Source organism: Kitasatospora sp. NPDC056651, assembly GCF_042792155.1.
Classification (GTDB): domain Bacteria; phylum Actinomycetota; class Actinomycetes; order Streptomycetales; family Streptomycetaceae; genus Kitasatospora.
Genome location: NZ_JBHTWX010000046.1, coordinates 30,206 through 47,660 on the forward strand (window position 1 = coordinate 30,206; position 17,455 = coordinate 47,660).

Genomic DNA, 17,455 nt, shown 5'->3' on the forward strand with positions numbered 1-17,455 from the left:
CCCGCTGTACCCGGCCTCATTGCTGCTCCCCCGCTCGTAGTTCGGTCGCGATCTGGCGTCGGCCGGCGACCAGCGTCTCCACCACCACGCCCAGGCAGACCACCAGGGCCAGGCCTGCCGTGGGCAGCAGCACCGGCATCACGGCAGGCGCCAGGGCCTCGCCGACCGGGGCGCCGACCAGCGCCGAGAGGTCGATGGCACCCCCGAGCAGGACCACCGCCGTCACCGCGGCCAGGCCGCCGCCGACGGCCGCCGCCAGGGTCTGCGGCAGCGCCTCGAAGATGACCAGCACCAGCCCCTGGCGGGGCCGCAGGCCCATGGTGCGCAGCCGGGCGAGCACGGCCGTGCGGTCGGGCGCGGCCCGCAGCAGTGTCAGCAGCACGGCGAGCAGGGCGAATCCGGCGGCGGCGAAGCCCGCGTACCAGAACAGCCGCCCGGCAGCGCGCTGCACCGGGTCGCCGGCGAGTTCGGCGAGCTTCTCCCGGCTGCTGTGCACCACGTAGCCGGGGGGCAGTCCGGAGCTGGCCTTGCCCGCCGCCGCGGCCTCGTCGTTGACCAGCTTGACGATGCCCGACAGCTGGCGGCCGCCGAGGCCGCGCTCCATCAGCAGGGCGCGCACCCGGTCCGGGTCGACGTCGCCGACCGCGAACCACTTGTTCACCTTGGTCGCCCGTTTGAGCTCCGGCAGGTGCTCCGCGGCCGGGCCGGCCGGCACCACCACGAAGGGCTTGCCGGGATCCGGCAGGGCGGGCGTGGCGGTGACGATCCCGGCGACGCTGGTGGTCATCCTGCTGCCGCTGGGCGTGCGCACCTGCGGCGCGCCCCCGACCAGGCGGTCGGCCAGGCCCCGGCTGAACAGCGCGGGCACCGCGGCGTCCTGGCCGCCCGGGGCGTCGGCCAGCTTGGCCGGGTCGTAGCCGCCGACCCCGGTGGCCCGGGAGATCTCCGCGTAGGCCTTGGGCTCGACCACCACCAGGATGGCGTCGGTGGTGGACCGGTCGGCGCCGATGAAGGTGGCCCGGTCCTCGACCCAGGCGCCGGTCGCGGCCCGGACTCCGGGCAGCTCGCCGGCCGCCTTGGTGAAGTCCTCCGGCAGGGTGGCGTAGACCGGGACGCCGATGGACACGTCGCCGCCGACGGCGATGCGCGCGGCCCGCGTCCGGGAGTGGTTCACGGTGTCGAGCACGGTGGCGCCGAAACCGGTGACCGTGACGGCGATGAGCAGGGCGAGCAGCGGCAGCGCGGAGGGCCGGCGCCGGCCCGAGTTGTCGCGGGCGGCCCGGACCAGGCCGAGGAAACCGACCAGGCCCCGGCCGCGCCCGGCGAGAGCGGCCAGCCAGCCGACCACCACCGGCTCGATCCTCGCCAGCAGCAGGCCACCGGAGACGGCGAGCAGCAGCGGGGCGGCCACCAGCAACGGGTCGACACCGCCGCCCGAGTGACCGACGCCGCGGCGGCGGACCTCGGCCACGGCCGCGGCGGTGACGGCCAGCACGGTGAGCTCGCCGATCGACCGGCGCCAGCCGCCCGCCGCCCGCGGGCGCGACCACAGCCGGGCGGCCCGGAGCGGGAACGCCAGCACGGCGAGCAGGGTCACGCTGAGAGCCAGCGACACCGAGCTGCCCCAGCGCGGGGTGGGCATCAGCACCAGCGCGAGGACGGTCCCGAGCACGGCGGCGGGCACGACCGTCACCGCGCCCTCCCCGAGCAGCCGCAGCAGCACTCCGCCGCGCGAGCCGCCGCGGGCCTGGAGCAGCCGGATCTCGGCGGTGCGCCGGTCCGTGCTGAGCGCCGCGGCCATGCAGAGCACCACGACCGCGATGCCGGCCACACCGGCCGGACCGACGGCGCCCAGCGGGGCGGCGGCCTGGTAGCGGGCGGTGGCCCGGCTCAGGACGTCCGGCATCAGCGAGGTGGCGTGCAGGTCGGCCCGGAGGGTCGTGTCGATCAGGCCGGACAGGCCGGGCCCGGCGGTGTACGAGCCGATGGTCGCGCGGATCCCGTCGAGCTGGTCGGCGCGCAGCGAACCGGGCTCGACGGGCAGCCGCCAGAAGTTCTGGCCGCTCGAACCCCAGGTGGCCAGCGCGGGCAGGCTCCCGCCGTCGACGAAGCCGCTGGTCCAGTACCACGCGTCGTCGCCCTTGAGGTTCAGGCAGGCCCTGGTCGGACAGCCGAGCGACTCCCAGATCGGGTCCTGGGGATCGTTGACCCGGTAGAAGCCGACCACGGTGCTGCGCAGCCGGTACGGCCCGTCGGTGCCGCTCTCGATGACGTCGCCGAGCTTGATGTTGATGGCGTCGGCGGCCTTCTGGCTCAGCACGATCGGCAGCGGACCGCTGTCCGGGGCGGCGGCGCCCGGCCAGGTGCCGGCGGTCAGCGTCACCCGGTCGGTCAGGCCGTGCAGGTAGAAGAGGTTGAGCGCCGGGGCTGCCTGTTCGGAGAACCGGGTGAAGCTCGGGTTGAACATCCGGCGCTCGGTCTTGATCCGGGTGCCGTAGTCCCGGCCGGACCGGGCCAGCGACAGCTTCTGTCCGATCTGCTCCCCGAGCTTCTGCTGGACGGTGTCCAGATTGGCGACGGTGTCGTCACGGGCCGTCTCGGAGGTCACCTCCAGGTTGGTCACGTTGGTGCCCAGGCCGCGGGCGAACTCCTGGAGCGCACTGTCCGCGCCCCGGTCCGCGAGGCGCGGGAAGGCCGCCGCCAGGAAGACGGTGACGAGGGCGAGGGCGGCCGTGAGCAGCGCGGTCAGCGGCGCCGCGCGCAGCCTGGTGCGGACCCAGGGCGCGGGGCGGTGGGCGGGCGGTGACGCGGGCGGGGGCGCCGGTGCGGGGGTGGGCACGGTGGTGCCGTCCTCGGTGGTCACATCTCCTCCACGTGGCGCAGCCGGGCTGCCAGGTCTCGGCGGCGGCGTCCGATGAGGAAGGCCGACAGCAGCGGGACGACGGCGATCGCGGCCGCGAACAGCAGCGCCTGACCGAACGGCAGCTCGACCAGTGCCTCGGGTACCGGCCGACGGGCGGCCGGGGTCAGCACCACGAAGGGCACGATCAGCCGGACGAGCAGGGCACCGAGGGCGAGTCCGACGATTCCGCCGAGCCCGACCAGCACCGCATTCTCGGCGGCGGCGGTGCGGGTGGCCTGCTTGCGCGGTGCGCCCAGGGCGAGCAGCAGCGCGGAGTCCCGGGAGCGTTCGTGGGCGGAGCCGGCCACGGCGGCGGCGAAGCCGATCGCGGCGAGCAGGGCGGTGACGATCGCGATGGCCATCAGCGCGCTCTGCGGGGCGGCGCCGACCGGGTCGCCGAGGAGCCCGTCGGCGACCTCGTCGTAGAGCGCGAGGTCCTGGCTCCCGGGGGCCGCGCGCAGGGCGGCGGCGGCCTCCGCCGGGGCCCGGTCGCCCGGCCCGGCGGCGGGCAGCCACCACTCGGTGCGGGTGGGCAGGTCGCGGTCCTGGGCGACCAGCACCCGGGCGACCGAGCCCAGGTCCATCACCAGCGCCCGTCGGCCGGCCACCGGGACCGCCTCCACCTCTCCGGTCACCTTGACCGGGACGACGACGCCGCTGAACGGCACCTGGAGGGTGTCACCGACCTTGGCTCCGACGGCCTTCAGGTAGTCGCGGGAGGCGACGGCGTTGACGGTGGCCGGGGCTGCCGGGGCGGCCGGGGCTGCCGGGGTGGCCGGGGCGGCCGCCGCGGCCGGGGTCAGCACCGCGCGCAGTGTGTTGCCGATACCCCTGGCGGACTGGTAGCGGAACGTGAAGAGCGCGTCGGCCGTTGCCGCCTCGGAGGCGAGCGAGACCGTCGGCGTGCTGTTCATGGCGCTGCTCGTCGGGGCCTTGAGGCTCCAGCGGGCCCCGTCCGGCACCGGGACGGTGGTGGCCGGGCCGTCGGCCGTCTCGGAGACGGCCAGGTTCCGGACGGTGACGTCGCCCGCGCTGCGGTCGCCGAACGAGACGGTCACACCGACCACGGTCAGCGGAGCGGCGACCGAGCCCACCGGGGCGTCGACCAGCGCACCGAGCGCGATCGAGGAGCGGACCTGGCCGTTCGACGGGAGGTCGCCGAACGGGACCTTGTGGACGAGGCCGAAGCGGTCGCGCAGCAGCAGCCGGACCTCCGGGTGGACCGGGCCGGTCCACGACGTCACGGCGTCCCGCTGGTTCACCACGATGTCGGCGTCGATCCGCAGCGGGTGGCCGGGCAGCGGGATGCCGGACGGGGCGCCGGCGGTCGTGGCGAGCGTGCCGAAGACCTCCGCCGCGGTGCGGCCGTCGAGCAGGTCGCGGCGGACCGGGACGCGGTCGGCGAAGGCGGCGCCGTCCACGGCCAGCAGCTGACCGCTGCCGCCGTCCTGGAGCGGCTGCTCGTCGCGGACCACCGGGACCAGCCGGTCACCGCCGGGCAGGCTGCCGTAGCGGCCGCCCTGGCCCATCGGCGCGTTGTGCGAGCCGAAGACGCGCAGGCCGCCCGCCGTGGTGAAGGCCGCCTGGTCGCGCTGGGAGGAGGTCCAGGTGGCGTGCTGACCGAGCGCCAGGACGCCGGTGGCCACGGCCATCACCAGCAGCAGCACCGGTCCGGTGGCCCGACCGGGCCGACGGGCCAGCTGCCAGCCGACCATGGCCGGGCCGAGGCCGCGGCCCCGGGCGGCGGCGCGGGCGCCGAGCCGGGCGACGAACGGCAGCAGGCGCAGGACCACCAGGGTGCCGGCGCACAGGGCGAGCGTCGGGGTGGCGACCAGCAGCAGGTCGACGTCGAGCCGACCGGAGGAGTCGGCGGACAGCCCGCCCCCGTACTGGTCGAGCTGCTGGTAGGCGAGCGCGGCCAGGGCGAGCACGGCGAGGTCGCCGCCGTTGCGGGCGACGCCGGAGACCACGGCCTGGCGTCGGCCGGCGCGGCGGCGCAGGGCGGCGCCGACGCCGCGCACCACGCTGGGCACGGTGGCCAGCAGGACGCAGGCGAAGGCGCAGGCCACGGCGACCGGCCAGAGCGACCAGCTGATGCCGGTGTCCAGGGTGACCGGGTGGGAGCCGCCGAGGCCGGCCAGCGCGCGGACCAGGACCGGGGTCAGCAGTGGCGCGCACAGTGCCGCGGGCAGGGCCAGCAGCAGCGATTCCAGGGCGGTGAAGGAGCCGAGCCTGACGGCGGAGGCGCCGCGCGCGGCGAGGATCTCGTTCTCGGACTCCTGCCGGGCGGCGATCAGGTGGATCACCAGTAGCAGGGCCGCCGCGGCGAGCACGGCCAGTTGGAGGGCGCCGATCAGCAGGGTGGACCGGGCGACCACCATGCTGTCGGACAACTCGTGCACGATGTCGGGGAGTTCGGTCTTCGCGGCGAGCGATCCGGCGGACCGCAGCTCCTCGCCGAGGCGCTGGGCGCGGTCGCCGATGGCCTGTGCGGCGGCCTGGTCGGCGCTGGAGAAGTCGGCGTCCAGCAGCCAGTTCCGACCGCTCTGGACCAGGCCGGCCGTGGTGAAGGCGCTCTGGTCCACCATCATCGGGCCGAAGGTGGTGAAGCCGCCGACCTCGATCTCGTGGCCGCCGACCGGGTCGATCCGCCAGTACGAGGCGGTCGGGTCGGTGGCCCGGTAGACGCCGGTGATCCGGACGGTCAGCGGCTTGCCGTCGACCCGGTCGGAGAGCCGGACCTCGGTGGGCAGGGCCTGCTCGGTCAGGCCGAGTCGGCGCAGCAGGCTCTGCGGGACGGCGGCTTCCGGCGCGGCGGACTGAACCGTCCCGGTGGCGGCTGCCGGCCAGGCGCCGGCGAGCAGTTGGACCCGGCGGCGGTCGAGGTCGGCGAGGACCGTCAGGTCGAGCTGGGCACCGGAGGCGGGGCCCGCCGTCGCGGCCGGGGCCGCCGTTCCGGCGGTGCCGGGGGTGCTGCCGCTCCCCGGGCTGCCGCTCGCCGCCGGACCGCCGGAGTCCGGCAGGCCGTAGGAGCGACTGCGCATCAGGCTGTCGGTGTGCACGGGCAGGTCGCCGAAGAGCTTCTGCCGGTAGCCGGCGAGCGCCTCCTCGTCCTTCGTCCGCTGGGCGAGTCCGTGCTCACCGGTCACCGCCACCGTGGTCCGCGCGTGACCGGGCCCTTGGAGTGCCTGCCGCAGGCCGGCCTCGCCGACACTGCTGTTGAAGGCCACCAAGGCGGTCAGCACGGACGTGGTGATCAGCACCGCAAACAGAACAGCGGCAGCCAGCGGCACTCGCCCGCGCAGTCGGCGCATGACGAAGCCGAGCATCAAGTTCCTCCCCCGGACCATGTCCCCGGTTGCATCCCGGTCCCGCTCGCCGATCCAGTCCGAGCACAAATCGGCCACAGACAGGCACATCGCGAGCACACCGGCGCATTGATCACCGGCTATCAGTCGCCGGATAGCGGACGATGCTGTCAGATTCGATCCAGGAACGGAAGGGACTTGCGCGAATCAAGTAAGCGGTGAACAAATTCCTTTCATTGGTAGCATCCCGGCCGGGGATGAGCCCATGCGAATGCCATGAACACTTCACAACCTCGGCTTCAGCGCGCTCCTTTGGCCGGGGGCACCGTCGTCACGGATTCCCTCCCGGGAACGTGAACCACCAGAGCAGTCATATCCGTAGAACCGGACGGGACCCGGAAGAAACCGGGTGACCACGCCCACAGGGGGACGTCACATGACGCAGCATCAGGCCGCCGCCACCACCGCCCCGCCGATGGTGGCCGTGACCGACCTCCGCCGGAGCTTCGGCACCGGCGAGCGGGCCGTGCACGCCCTGCGCGGCGTCTCGTTCACCGTGGGCCGTGGCGAGCTCGCCGCACTCAAGGGCCGCTCCGGCTCCGGCAAGACCACCCTGCTCAACCTCGTCGGCGGCCTGGACGCTCCGACCGGCGGCACCATCGCCCTGGACGGCGTCGACCTCGCCGGGCTGGACGAGGACGGTCGACTCGCCCTGCGGCGGGAGCGGATCGGCTTCGTCTTCCAGTCCTTCGGGCTGATCCCGATGCTCACCGCGGCGGAGAACGTCGGCGTACCCATGCGACTGCGCAAGGCCCCGGCCGCCGAACGCGAGGAGCGCGCCCACACCCTGCTCGCCCTCGTCGGCCTGGCCGACCACGCCAACCAGCGCCCCGGTGAACTCTCCGGCGGCCAGCAGCAGCGCGTCGCCATCGCCCGCGCGCTGGCCAACGAACCCAGCCTGATCATCGCCGACGAACCGACCGGTCAGCTGGACTCGGAGACCGGCCGCTCGATCATGGAGCTGCTCCGCGCGGTGGTGCGCAGCGAGGGCGTCACGGTGCTCGTCGCCACCCACGACCCGACGCTGATGGGGCTCGCCGACCGGGTGATCGAGGTCCGCGACGGCCGGATCATCGAGGAGGAGACGGAGCGCGCCGCGTAGCGGGGCGGGCCGTGGCACGGCCCTCGCGGTGGAGTGGGCCGCGCGTCCCGATGGTTCCGGAGCGCCGGAGCTTCACCTCGGGCCCCGGCCGGCCGCGTCTGCGCCACCGGACGCGTCGTCACCCCCCGCTCGACAGCTGCCACGAAGGTGGACGCCCGGTTCGACCCGGCGACCGCGTCCGCCTCGTCCCCCACCAGCCGGATGCGGGCGGGACTGCTGCGCCGGCGCTGGTCGAAGCCCTGGCTTTCTCGAGTTCGAGAGCAGCTGGCGACCGCAATCCAACACGGAATCCCGACCGTGGAAATCGATTAAGAATAGTGTGACAGTACGTCATTTCTTGGGATTCGTACGCGACTTGCCCTTCGCATTCGCGCCGGAAGTCGATTGTCAGTGCCCTGGGTTATGGTCGCCGACGACTCGCCGGAAACCGATCCCCGGAGGCCCGATGACGATCCGCTGCCGCATTTCCCGCGCCGTCCTGGCACTTGCCCGGAGAACGCGGTCGTGGGGGGGGGGGGGGGGGGGGGGCCCCCCCCCCCCCCCCCCCCCACGACCGTCACCTCATCCCCCGGACCGCCAGGGCCGTTCCGTCAGACCGCCGGGAAGATCTCCGCGTCCGGCTTCAGCAGCTGGCCGGGCGCCGGCGCGGTGCCGTCCACCAGGTAGCGGGTGACCAGCGCGTTCAGCGCCTTGCTGCGACCCACCGCGCAGTGCTCGATCGAGTCCACGCTGACCAGCACGGCGTTGCCCAGCTCCTGCTGCATCCGCTGGGCGAACTTGTACTGGGTGGCCGGGTCGTAGAGGTTGCCGATCACCATCACGGTGTTGGAGGTCTTCTTGTTCCACGGGCCGGAGAAGCGCTCGGCGTCCCGGGCCGGGGCCGGCCAGCTCGCGCACGCAGGCGCGTCGAAGGCCTGGTAGCGGCCGAAGGTCGGCGACTCCTTCTCCCAGACCTTGGCCGCGTTGGCGAACAGCCGGTCGTTGGAGGGGTACGGCTTGTCCTGGCAGTTGACGGCCATGTAGGAGTCGTCCGCGCCGTACTCGGAGTCGACCGGGGCCTCCCGCAGGGCCGCCCGCGGGACGTCCACCGAGAGCAGGTTGGCGTCCTCGTCCGAGACGTTCGCCTGCGGGGCCAGCAGGGTGGCCGCCTTCGGCTTCTGGAAGACCTGGTAGGTCGCCTGGAGCGACTTGGCCAGCGGGGCCAGCTTGGCCTGCGAGTACAGGGCGCTGGCCACCTCGCCGGTGAAGCTGCTCAGGGTGACCTTGGCACCGTTCGGCAGCGTGATCGGGCTGGTCCGCAGGTGGTCGCGGAGCTGGTCGAACTTGGCCCGGGTGTCACCCTCGCCGAAGGCGCAGCGCGGGGCACCGGCGGCCTGGCAGCGCTTCAGGAACTCGTCCAGGGCCAGCTCGAAGCCGCCCGCCCGCTGGCGGTCGTACTCCATGCCGTTGTGCAGGCGCAGGTTCGGGTCGACGTTGCCGTCGACGATGATCGCGCGGACCTTGTTCGGGTACATGTTGGCGTACGTCGAACCGATCAGGGTGCCGTAGGAGAACCCGGCGAAGGAGAGCTGGGAGTCACCGACGGCGCGGCGCATCCGGTCGAGGTCGCGGACCACGTTGATGGTCGACATGTGCTCGATCAGCGGGCCGGCGTTCTTGCTGCAAGCGTCGGTGTAGTCCTGGTCCGCGTCCAGCGTCCCGTTGATCTCGGCCTTGGTGACCGGGACTCCGACCATGCGGTCGTTGACCGCGTCGGCCTCCTCCTGGGTCTTGAAGCACTTGATCGGGTTGCTCCGGGCCACGCCGCGCGGGTCGAAGCCGATCAGGTCGAACTTGGACTGCACCTCCGTACCGAAGCGGTTGGTCGTCGCCCACAGGTAGCCACTGCCGCCCGGACCACCGGGGTTGAGGAACAGCGAGCCGATCCGCTTCGACGGGTCGCTCGCCCGTCGCCGCATCATGGCGATGCCGATCGTGTCACCCGACGGGTTGTCGTAGTCCAGCGGCACGGGGTAGACGGCGCAGTCATAGATGCCGGGGTCCGGCTTGGTCGGGTCGGGGTTGCAGGGCGTCCAGGCAACAGGGGCGACCTTCGCCTCGGCCAGGCCCGGCGCCTGGTCGAAGGGCGCCGCCGACGCGGCGACGGCGGTGCCGGTGACAAGGGCGAGCGCGCAGGTGACCGCTCCGGCCAACGTGGATATGCGGGACAAGGAACCTCCTCCGTACTGAAAGGGCGGCCCCAGCCTGTCAGTCTGAGATCTCCCTGTGAAGACCTGGGAGCGGCGCAATTCATTCTCCGGAGAGGCAAGGAGTCATGAAATATTCTGTGAATGAACCAACTTGACGGTTGATTGACCTGACATCAAATCATCGGGATCCGTCGACCGCCCCACCTCCGCCCGGATCGGCGATGCCGCGCCGCGCCGCGAATTTCCGTACGACCCGCGCCCCGGAATCACCCCTCATCGCCGAACGGGCCGGGCCCACCGCGACACGCGACGGCCGGCTATCCCGCGACCCGCGCAGGGCGGCCGCCACCAACCCCTGGACCTCGGCGACCCCGGGCCCGCCCCCGCCCACGAGCCGGTCGAGGACCAGGCCGTCGACACAGGCCAGCAGTGTGGCGGTCCGCCCGTCCGGGTCCGGTGCGCCCTGCGCGGCGAGGAACACCCGGACGGCGGCCCGACTCGCGTTCTCACGCGGCGCGAGGATCTCGCGCAGCTCGGGATCGCGCACGCTCTCTACCGCGCAGGAGTACCGGGCGAGCCCAGCCGTTCCGGGTCCGGGCGGGCTTCGACGACTCCGCCCTGGAGGCCGACCTCCCGGCGGCCGCCGACGGGATCAACAGCCGCGTCCGACGCCGCCTCTTCCCCGCCCACCCCGGGCCGGTCTACAGCGGCTCGACGGTGCTGCGGGCGATCACCGAACGCCCGATCGACGGGCTGAAGGCCGACTTCGAGCCGACCTGGGGCCACGGCGCCGAGTTCGGCCACATCGCCTTCCCGGACGGCACCGCCGAGTGGCACGCGGTCCTCAACGCCCCGGCCGGGGTCCGCTACCGGGACCCGCTGACCGAGGTCCGTCGCCGCTTCGCCCGCTGGCACGAACCGATCCCCTCACTGCCGGCCGCGACCCGGCCGGAGGCGGTGCTGCACCACGACGTCAACGAGCTGGTCACCCCGCTGCCGTCCTACGTCTCGGGCCGGGTCGCGCTGCTCGGCGACGCGGCGCACGCCATGACGCCCCACCTCGGCCAGGGCGCCTGCCAGGCCCTGGAGGACGCGGTGACCCTGGCGGCGGCGCTCGCCGAGGCCCGGACGGTCGAGGGCGCGCTCGCCCACTACGACTCGGCCCGCCGCCCGCGCAGCCAGGCCGTGGCCCGGGACGCCCGCCGGGCCGGCCGGATGGGCCGGCAGCTCGCCCACCCGCCGGCGGTCGGCCTGCGCAACGCCGCGATCCGGCTCACCCCGCCCGGCACGATGGTCCGCACCGTCCTCCGCCTCGCCGACTGGACGCCGCCCGCGATCACTCCCCGTGCCGCCTGGGCAAAACCTCACGTGGCACTTGACCGGCAATCAGGTTAGGCACCATATTACTTCTCGTGACCCAGCACTCCGAGAACGGCCCCACCGCCCCCAGTCTCGATCAGGCGCGCCGCCAGATCGCCCGCTACGGCCTCACGGCCGACCCGCAGGCGATCCTGGTCGCGGCCCGACTGATGGCGGCGGCCGCCCGGCTCGGTCAGGCCGGCGAGGTGCACTTCGGCCGCTTCGGCCTCTCCACCGGCCGCTACCGCCTGCTGGCGGACCTGGAGGACCACGGCGGGGAGAAGTCGCCCTCCCAGCTCGCGGCGAGTCTCGGCGTCTCCCGGGCGACCGTGACCGGGCTGGTCGACGGGCTGGAGCGGGAGGGCTTCGTGGCCCGTCGACGGTCCACCGAGGACGGCCGCGGCAACGTGGTGATCCTCACGGCCCGCGGCGCCGACCGGCTGCGCGAGCTGGCACCCGAACACTTCGCCCGGATGCAGGCGCTGGCCGGAGGCCTCTCCATCGAGGAGCGCGCCACCTTCCTCGACCTGCTGGCCCGACTGGTCGCCGGCGTCGACGCGCTCACCGAGGACTGACTCACACCCCGAGGGGCGACACCTGCCCGGGGACCCGACCTCACGCCCAGGCGGGCCGCCATCCGGCGACCCGCCTCCCCTCAGCCCCAATAGTTAGGCACCTAAGCACAAGCACTTGGGTGCCTCCCCACATACACCGGAGGAGATCCACCGATGAGCAAGAAGGCCCCCGGCGCTCCGCCGCCCTTCGTCCTGTGGCGCGAGGTCCTGGTCGCCTACGCCATGCCCGCCGCCATGGCCGGGACCGGCGGAGCCGTCACCGGCCAACCGCATCTGACGGCCGCCGCGTTCACCACCATCGGCGGCACCTCCGCCCTGGTGGCGGCGGCACTCGGCGCCACCCTGCGCCGCCGTCCCGTCCGCTCCCGCCCCGCCCGGACGCCGCGCGGGATCGCGTCCGCCGCCCTCGGCCTGGCGGCAGCCGCTCTCGGACTGGCCGTCGGCCTCGCCGCCGCCCGCTGGCTCCCGCAGGTCCCGGCACTCGCCGACAGCCCATGGCCGCACCGACTGCCGGTCGACCTGCCGGTCTCCTCGGCGATCGCCGCCACCATCACCACCTGGCACTGGCGCGGCAGCCGCGCGGCCCGTACGGGGCACCACCGACTCTCCACCGCACCCCGACCCACGCCCCAGCCCCAGCCCCAACCCGAAAGGCAGACGTCATGATCGTCATCATGGGCGCCACCGGCGCCACCGGCGGCGCCGCCCTGCGCAGCCTCGCCGCCCTCGGCGCACCGAGCCGTGCGCTCAGCCGCGACCCGGCCCGGCTGGCCGCCTCGCTCGACGAGCGCACCCTCGCCCGGACCGCCGTCCTGCCGGTCGAGGCCGCCGACCCGGCCTCCCTGCGCGCGGCCTTCCGCGGCGCGCGCCGGCTCTTCCTCACCATGGCCAACGGCCCTCGGCAGGTCCAGCACGAGCTGAACGCGATCGAGGCGGCGGTCGACTGCGGCGTGGAGCACGTCGTCAAGGTCTCCGCGCCCGCCGCCGAGCCGGACTCCCCCGTCGGCGTCTCCCGCGGCCACCATCTGATCGAGGAGCGGCTGCGCTCCTCCGGCATCACCACCACCGTCCTGCGGCCGTACGCGTTCATGCAGAAGCTGCTGCTCCTGGCGCCCGGCATCGCCGCCGCCGGAGTGGTGCACGGCGCCCTCGGGCAGGCGCGGTGCAACTACGTCGACGCCCGGGACATCGGGGACGCCGCCGCCGAGGTGCTCACCCGCCCCGAACCGGCCTCCGGCAGCATTCCGCTCACCGGCGGACGGGCCTACAGCCACCCGGAGCTCACCGCACTGCTGGGAGAGCTGCTCGGCCGGCCGGTCCGCTACCTCGACCTGAGCCCGTCCGAGCTGCACACCCATCTGGTCGACCGGGCAGGGATGCCGCACTGGCTGGCCACCCACGTGGTGGAGATCCAGCAGCTCGCGGTGGTCCGCGAGGAGACGCCGGACGACGCCTTCCAGCGCCTCACCGGACGCGCCCCACGCACCCTGGAGGCCTTCCTCGCCGAGAACCTGCACCGGTTCCGCTGACCGCCGCGCGGGGGTGGCGGGCCGGGACCGGACCGGAAACATCCGGCCCGGAGAGCCCGGCCCGCCGCCCCGCCACCCAAAGAGAGCAGCATTCACTGTGGCGTGGATCACGGTCGGAAAGTGAATCTGATGCTCCGTCAATTCGACTGACAGCTCATCACATCGATTTCAACGAGCCTCAGTTGTTGCCTGATGATCCGTCAGATTTGGCCGTTCCTGCGCCAGTTGGGCCGAGTTCCCGGTCCTGCCTGGTCGCCGCCCCGGGGCTACCATCAGTCGGGTTGTCCGCTCCGGCCCCGGAGTGGGGTCACCCGATCAGGCGGTGCTCCCACCGCCCCAGGGGCCGGGCATCGGTCGGAACGGGGCGAGGACGAGGAGCGCACGGCTGCCATGACAGCTGAACCGAGCCACCCGCAGCAGGACGCCACGCCACCGCAGGAGCCGACACCGCGGATGCAGGCGTCACAGGAGCCGGCGCCACACGAGCCGACGGCGCAGGCCGAACCCGCGCCCGGAGAGCCCGCCCAGCCCGCCCAGGCGCAACCGGAGCAGCCGGAGCAGCCGCTCGCCCTGTTCCCCGGCCGCCCGGCCGCCGCCCCGCGCACCCTGATCGACGTGCTGGACGCCACCGTGCGCGCCCACCCCGACGAAGCCGCCCTGGACGACGGCCACGCCGTGCTCAGCTACCGCGCGCTGGCCGCCGAGGTCGAGCAGCTGCGTCGCCGCCTCGCCGCCGTCGGCATCGGCCCGGGCGACCGGGTCGGCGTCCGCGTGCCCTCCGGCACCAACGACCTGTACGTCTCGATCCTCGCCGTGCTCGCCGCCGGGGCCGCCTACGTCCCGGTGGACGCCGAGGACCCGGACGAACGCGCCGAGCTGGTCTTCGGCGAAGCCGTCGTCGCCGCCGTGCTCGGCGCCGACCGCAGCCTCGCCGTCCCCGTGGAGCGCGCACCCGCCCTGGAGCGCCGCCCCACCCCGGCCGACGACGCCTGGATCATCTTCACCTCCGGGTCGACCGGCAAGCCCAAGGGCGTCGCCGTCACCCACCACAACGCCGCCGCCTTCGTGGATGCCGAGGCCGCGCTCTTCCTCCAGGAGGAGCCGATCGGCCCCGGCGACCGGGTGATGGCCGGCCTCTCGGTGGCCTTCGACGCCTCCTGCGAGGAGATGTGGCTGGCCTGGCGGCACGGTGCCTGCCTGGTGCCGGTCCCCCGCTCCCAGGTCCGCAGCGGCGCCGACCTGGGCCCCTGGCTGGCCGAGCAGGAGATCACCGTGGTCTCCACCGTCCCGACCCTGGCCGCGCTCTGGCCGGCCGAGGCGCTCAACGAGGTCCGGCTGCTGATCTTCGGCGGCGAGGCCTGCCCGCCCGAGCTGGTGCAGCGACTGGTCACCGAGGGCCGCGAGGTGTGGAACACCTACGGCCCCACCGAGGCCACCGTGGTCGCCTGCGCCGCCCTGCTGACCGGCGAGGGCCCGGTGCGGATCGGCCTGCCGCTGGACGGCTGGGACCTCGCCGTGGTGGACGAGGCCGGACTGCCGGTGGCCGCCGGCGGCACCGGACAGCTGGTGATCGGCGGCGTGGGCCTGGCCCGCTACCTCGACCCGGAGAAGGACGCCGAGAAGTACGCGCCACTGCCCTCGCTGGGCTGGGAGCGCGCCTACCGCAGCGGCGACCTGGTCCAGGCCGACCCGGCCGGCCTGCTGTTCCTCGGCCGCACCGACGAGCAGATCAAGCTGGGCGGCCGCCGGATCGAGCTCGGCGAGGTCGACGCGGCCCTCCAGTCGCTGCCCGGCGTGGCGGGCGCGGCGGCGGCCGTCCGGACCGCGCGCGGCGGCAACCAGCTGCTGGTCGGCTACCTGGTGGTCCAGGACGGCTTCGACCGCGAGCAGGCGGTCGAACGGCTGCGCGCCGAGCTGCCCGCCGCCCTCGTCCCGCTGCTGGCCACGGTCGACACCCTGCCCACCCGGACCTCCGGCAAGGTCGACCGGGCCGCCCTGCCCTGGCCGCTGCCCGAGCTGGAGACCGCCGGGCCGGCCGAGCAGCTGTACGGCACCGAGGCCTGGCTGGCCGAGCAGTGGTCGGAGATCCTCGGCGTCCGGGTCACCGGCCCGCGCGACGACTTCTTCGCGATCGGCGGCGGCAGTCTGGCCGCCGCCCGGTTGACCACCCTGCTGCGCACCCGCTACCCGAGCGCGGCCGTGCTGGACGTCTACCAGCACCCGACGCTGCGCAAGCTCGCCCGGCACCTGGAGCGCAGCGCCGGCGAGAGCGGCGAGGCCCGGACCATCACCCTGGTGCCGACCAGGGCCAAGCTGCTCCAGCTGCTCCTGCTGATCCCGCTGTTCACCGTGGTCGGCCTGCGCTGGACGGTCGCCCTGCTGGCCGCCGGGAACCTGCTCGGCCACCTCGGCGACTACCCGTGGGCGCCCACCGCCTCCTGGTGGTGGGTCGGCGCGGGCGCGCTCGCGCTGTACACCCCGCCCGGCCGGCTGGCGATCGCGGCGGGCGGCACCCGGCTGCTGCTGCGCGGCCTGCGCCCGGGCAGCCACCCGCGCGGCGGCTCCGTCCACCTGCGGCTGTGGACCGCCGAGCGGCTCACCGAGCTGAGCGGCGCGGACTCGCTGTCCGGCGCCTGGCTGGTGCGCTACGCCCGGGCGCTGGGCGCCAAGGTCGGGCCCGAGGTGGACCTCCACTCGCTGCCGCCGGTCACCGGGATGCTGAAACTGGGCCGCGGCTGCGCGGTCGAGGCCGAGGTGGACCTGTGCGGCTACTGGCTGGACGGTGACCGGCTGCTGGTCGGCTCGGTCAAGATCGGCTCCGGTGCCGTGGTCGGCACCCGTTCGACGCTGCTGCCCGGCGCCCGGGTCGGCAAGCGCGCCCAGGTGGCGGCTGGCTCCAGCGTCACCGGCCAGGTGCCGACCGGCCAGCGCTGGGGCGGCGCACCGGCCGTGAAGCTGGGCCGCGCCGAGCGCAGCTGGCCCAAGGAGCGCCCGGCGCGCCGGGCCCGCTGGGCCTCGCTGTACGGCGCCAGCGGTGCCGTGCTCGGTCTGCTCCCGGCCCTGCCCGCGCTCGCCGCGCTGGCCGTGCTCTCCCGGTTCGTCGAGCAGGGCCAGAGCCTCGGCCCGGCCCTCGGCGGCGCGCTGCTCGGTCTGCTCCCCGCGACGCCGGCGTTCGGCGCGGTGTACGCGGCGCAGCTGGTGGTGCTGGTCCGGCTGCTGAGCATCGGCCTGGTGCCCGGGACGCACCCGCTGCACGGCCGGGTCGGCTGGCAGGCGTGGACCGTCACCCAGCTGATGGACCGGGCCCGCGAGGTGCTGTTCCCGCTCTACGCCGGGCTGGTCACCCCGGTGTGGCTGCGCGCCCTCGGGATGCGGGTCGGCCGGCACGCGGAGGTGTCCACGGTGCTGGCCCTGCCCAGCCTGACCACGGTCGGCGATGGCGCGTTCCTGGCCGACGACACCCTGATGGCCCCGTACGAACTGGGCGGCGGCTGGGTGCGGCTCGGTGAGGCGAAGGTCGGCGAGCGGGCGTTCCTCGGCAACTCGGGGATGACCGCGCCGGGCCGCTCGGTGCCCAAGCGCGGCCTGGTGGGCGTGCTGTCGGAGACGCCCGCGAAGGCGAAGAAGGGCGGCTCGTACCTGGGCATGCCCCCGATGCGGCTGCCGCGCTCGGCGGACCAGGCCGACCAGAGCCTGACCTACGAGCCGCCGGCCCGGCTGCTGTGGGCGCGCGGGCTGGTGGAGATCACCCGGCTGGTGCCGGTGCTGGCCTCGGCGGCGCTGGGCCTGCTGACCGTGGCGGCGCTGTCCTGGCTGGCGGCCGGATCGCCGCTGACCGCCGCGTTGCTGTCGGGCCTGGTGCTGCTCGCCGCCGGCGCGGTGGCCTGCGTGGTCTCGGCGGCGGCGAAGTGGCTGCTGGTCGGGCGGTTCCGGGCGGTGGAGCACCCCCTGTGGAGCGGCTTCGTGTGGCGCAACGAGCTGGCGGACACCTTCGTGGAGATGCTGGCGGTGCCGTGGCTGGTCGGCGCGGTGCCCGGCACCCCGGTGCTGAACCTGTGGCTGCGCTCGCTGGGCGCACACGTCGGCCACGGCGTCTGGTGCGAGAGCTACTGGCTGCCGGAGGCGGACTTGGTCACCCTCGGTGACGGGGTCACCATCAACCGGGGCTGCGTGGTGCAGACGCACCTCTTCCACGACCGGATCATGCGGATGGATACTGTGGTCCTCCGCGAGGGCGCCACCCTGGGCCCGGGCGGCATCGTGCTGCCCGGCAGCACGGTGGGCGCGCGCAGCACGCTGGGCCCGGCCTCGCTGGTGATGCGCGCCGAGTCCGTCCCCGCCGACACGCGGTGGCTGGGCAACCCGATCGAGGCGTGGCAGACCACGTCGTGACCATCTCTCCGACCCCCCGTCCCGGCCCGCAGGAAGCGC

At 74.3% G+C, this 17,455-nt stretch carries 8 protein-coding genes and 2 pseudogenes; 6 read left to right on the top strand and 4 right to left on the bottom strand.

Going from position 1 to position 17,455, the window contains the following annotated elements; genetic code table 11:
• Window positions 1-16: 16 nt before the first annotated feature.
• Window positions 17-2,863 (bottom strand): hypothetical protein, encoded by a 2,847-nt coding sequence (locus ACFRAR_RS19445; RefSeq protein ID WP_380699339.1) that lies wholly within the window; start codon window positions 2,861-2,863, stop codon window positions 17-19.
• Window positions 2,860-6,231 (bottom strand): FtsX-like permease family protein, encoded by a 3,372-nt coding sequence (locus tag ACFRAR_RS19450; protein ID WP_380699340.1) that lies wholly within the window; start codon window positions 6,229-6,231, stop codon window positions 2,860-2,862. The genes ACFRAR_RS19445 and ACFRAR_RS19450 overlap by 4 nt, the downstream gene beginning before the upstream one ends.
• Window positions 6,232-6,646: 415 nt before the next feature.
• On the opposite strand from ACFRAR_RS19450, the gene ACFRAR_RS19455 reads away from it, so the two are divergent.
• Window positions 6,647-7,372: an ABC transporter ATP-binding protein gene (locus ACFRAR_RS19455; RefSeq protein ID WP_380699341.1), complete on the top strand. Its 726-nt coding sequence runs from the start codon at window positions 6,647-6,649 to the stop codon at window positions 7,370-7,372.
• A gap of 590 nt (window positions 7,373-7,962) precedes the next feature.
• Here ACFRAR_RS19455 and ACFRAR_RS19460 read toward each other — a convergent pair.
• Both ACFRAR_RS19460 and ACFRAR_RS19465 read right to left on the bottom strand, forming a co-directional pair.
• On the bottom strand, window positions 7,963-9,582 hold the full coding sequence (locus ACFRAR_RS19460; RefSeq protein WP_380699342.1) for an alpha/beta hydrolase: 1,620 nt from the start codon (window positions 9,580-9,582) through the stop codon (window positions 7,963-7,965).
• Between the two features lie 310 nt (window positions 9,583-9,892).
• A pseudogene (locus ACFRAR_RS19465) lies at window positions 9,893-10,174 on the bottom strand (TetR family transcriptional regulator C-terminal domain-containing protein); the annotation flags it as partial.
• Between ACFRAR_RS19465 and ACFRAR_RS19470 the strand changes: the two are divergent.
• The 5 genes and pseudogenes from ACFRAR_RS19470 to ACFRAR_RS19490 all read left to right on the top strand — a co-directional run.
• Window positions 10,144-10,956, top strand: a pseudogene (locus tag ACFRAR_RS19470) (FAD-dependent monooxygenase); the annotation flags it as partial. The pseudogenes ACFRAR_RS19465 and ACFRAR_RS19470 overlap by 31 nt on opposite strands.
• 17 nt (window positions 10,957-10,973) lie before the next feature.
• A complete protein-coding gene (locus ACFRAR_RS19475; protein WP_380699343.1) occupies window positions 10,974-11,495 on the top strand; it encodes a MarR family winged helix-turn-helix transcriptional regulator in 522 nt (173 codons plus the stop codon).
• 153 nt (window positions 11,496-11,648) lie between these two features.
• The gene (locus ACFRAR_RS19480; RefSeq protein ID WP_380699344.1) at window positions 11,649-12,161 is read left to right on the top strand and encodes a hypothetical protein; all 513 of its coding nucleotides are present in this window, start codon (window positions 11,649-11,651) and stop codon (window positions 12,159-12,161) included.
• Window positions 12,158-13,024 (top strand): NmrA family NAD(P)-binding protein, encoded by an 867-nt coding sequence (locus ACFRAR_RS19485; RefSeq protein WP_380699345.1) that lies wholly within the window; start codon window positions 12,158-12,160, stop codon window positions 13,022-13,024. The genes ACFRAR_RS19480 and ACFRAR_RS19485 overlap by 4 nt, the downstream gene beginning before the upstream one ends.
• A 390-nt stretch (window positions 13,025-13,414) precedes the next feature.
• Window positions 13,415-17,416 (top strand): Pls/PosA family non-ribosomal peptide synthetase, encoded by a 4,002-nt coding sequence (locus ACFRAR_RS19490; RefSeq protein WP_380699346.1) that lies wholly within the window; start codon window positions 13,415-13,417, stop codon window positions 17,414-17,416.
• Window positions 17,417-17,455 lie beyond the last annotated feature (39 nt).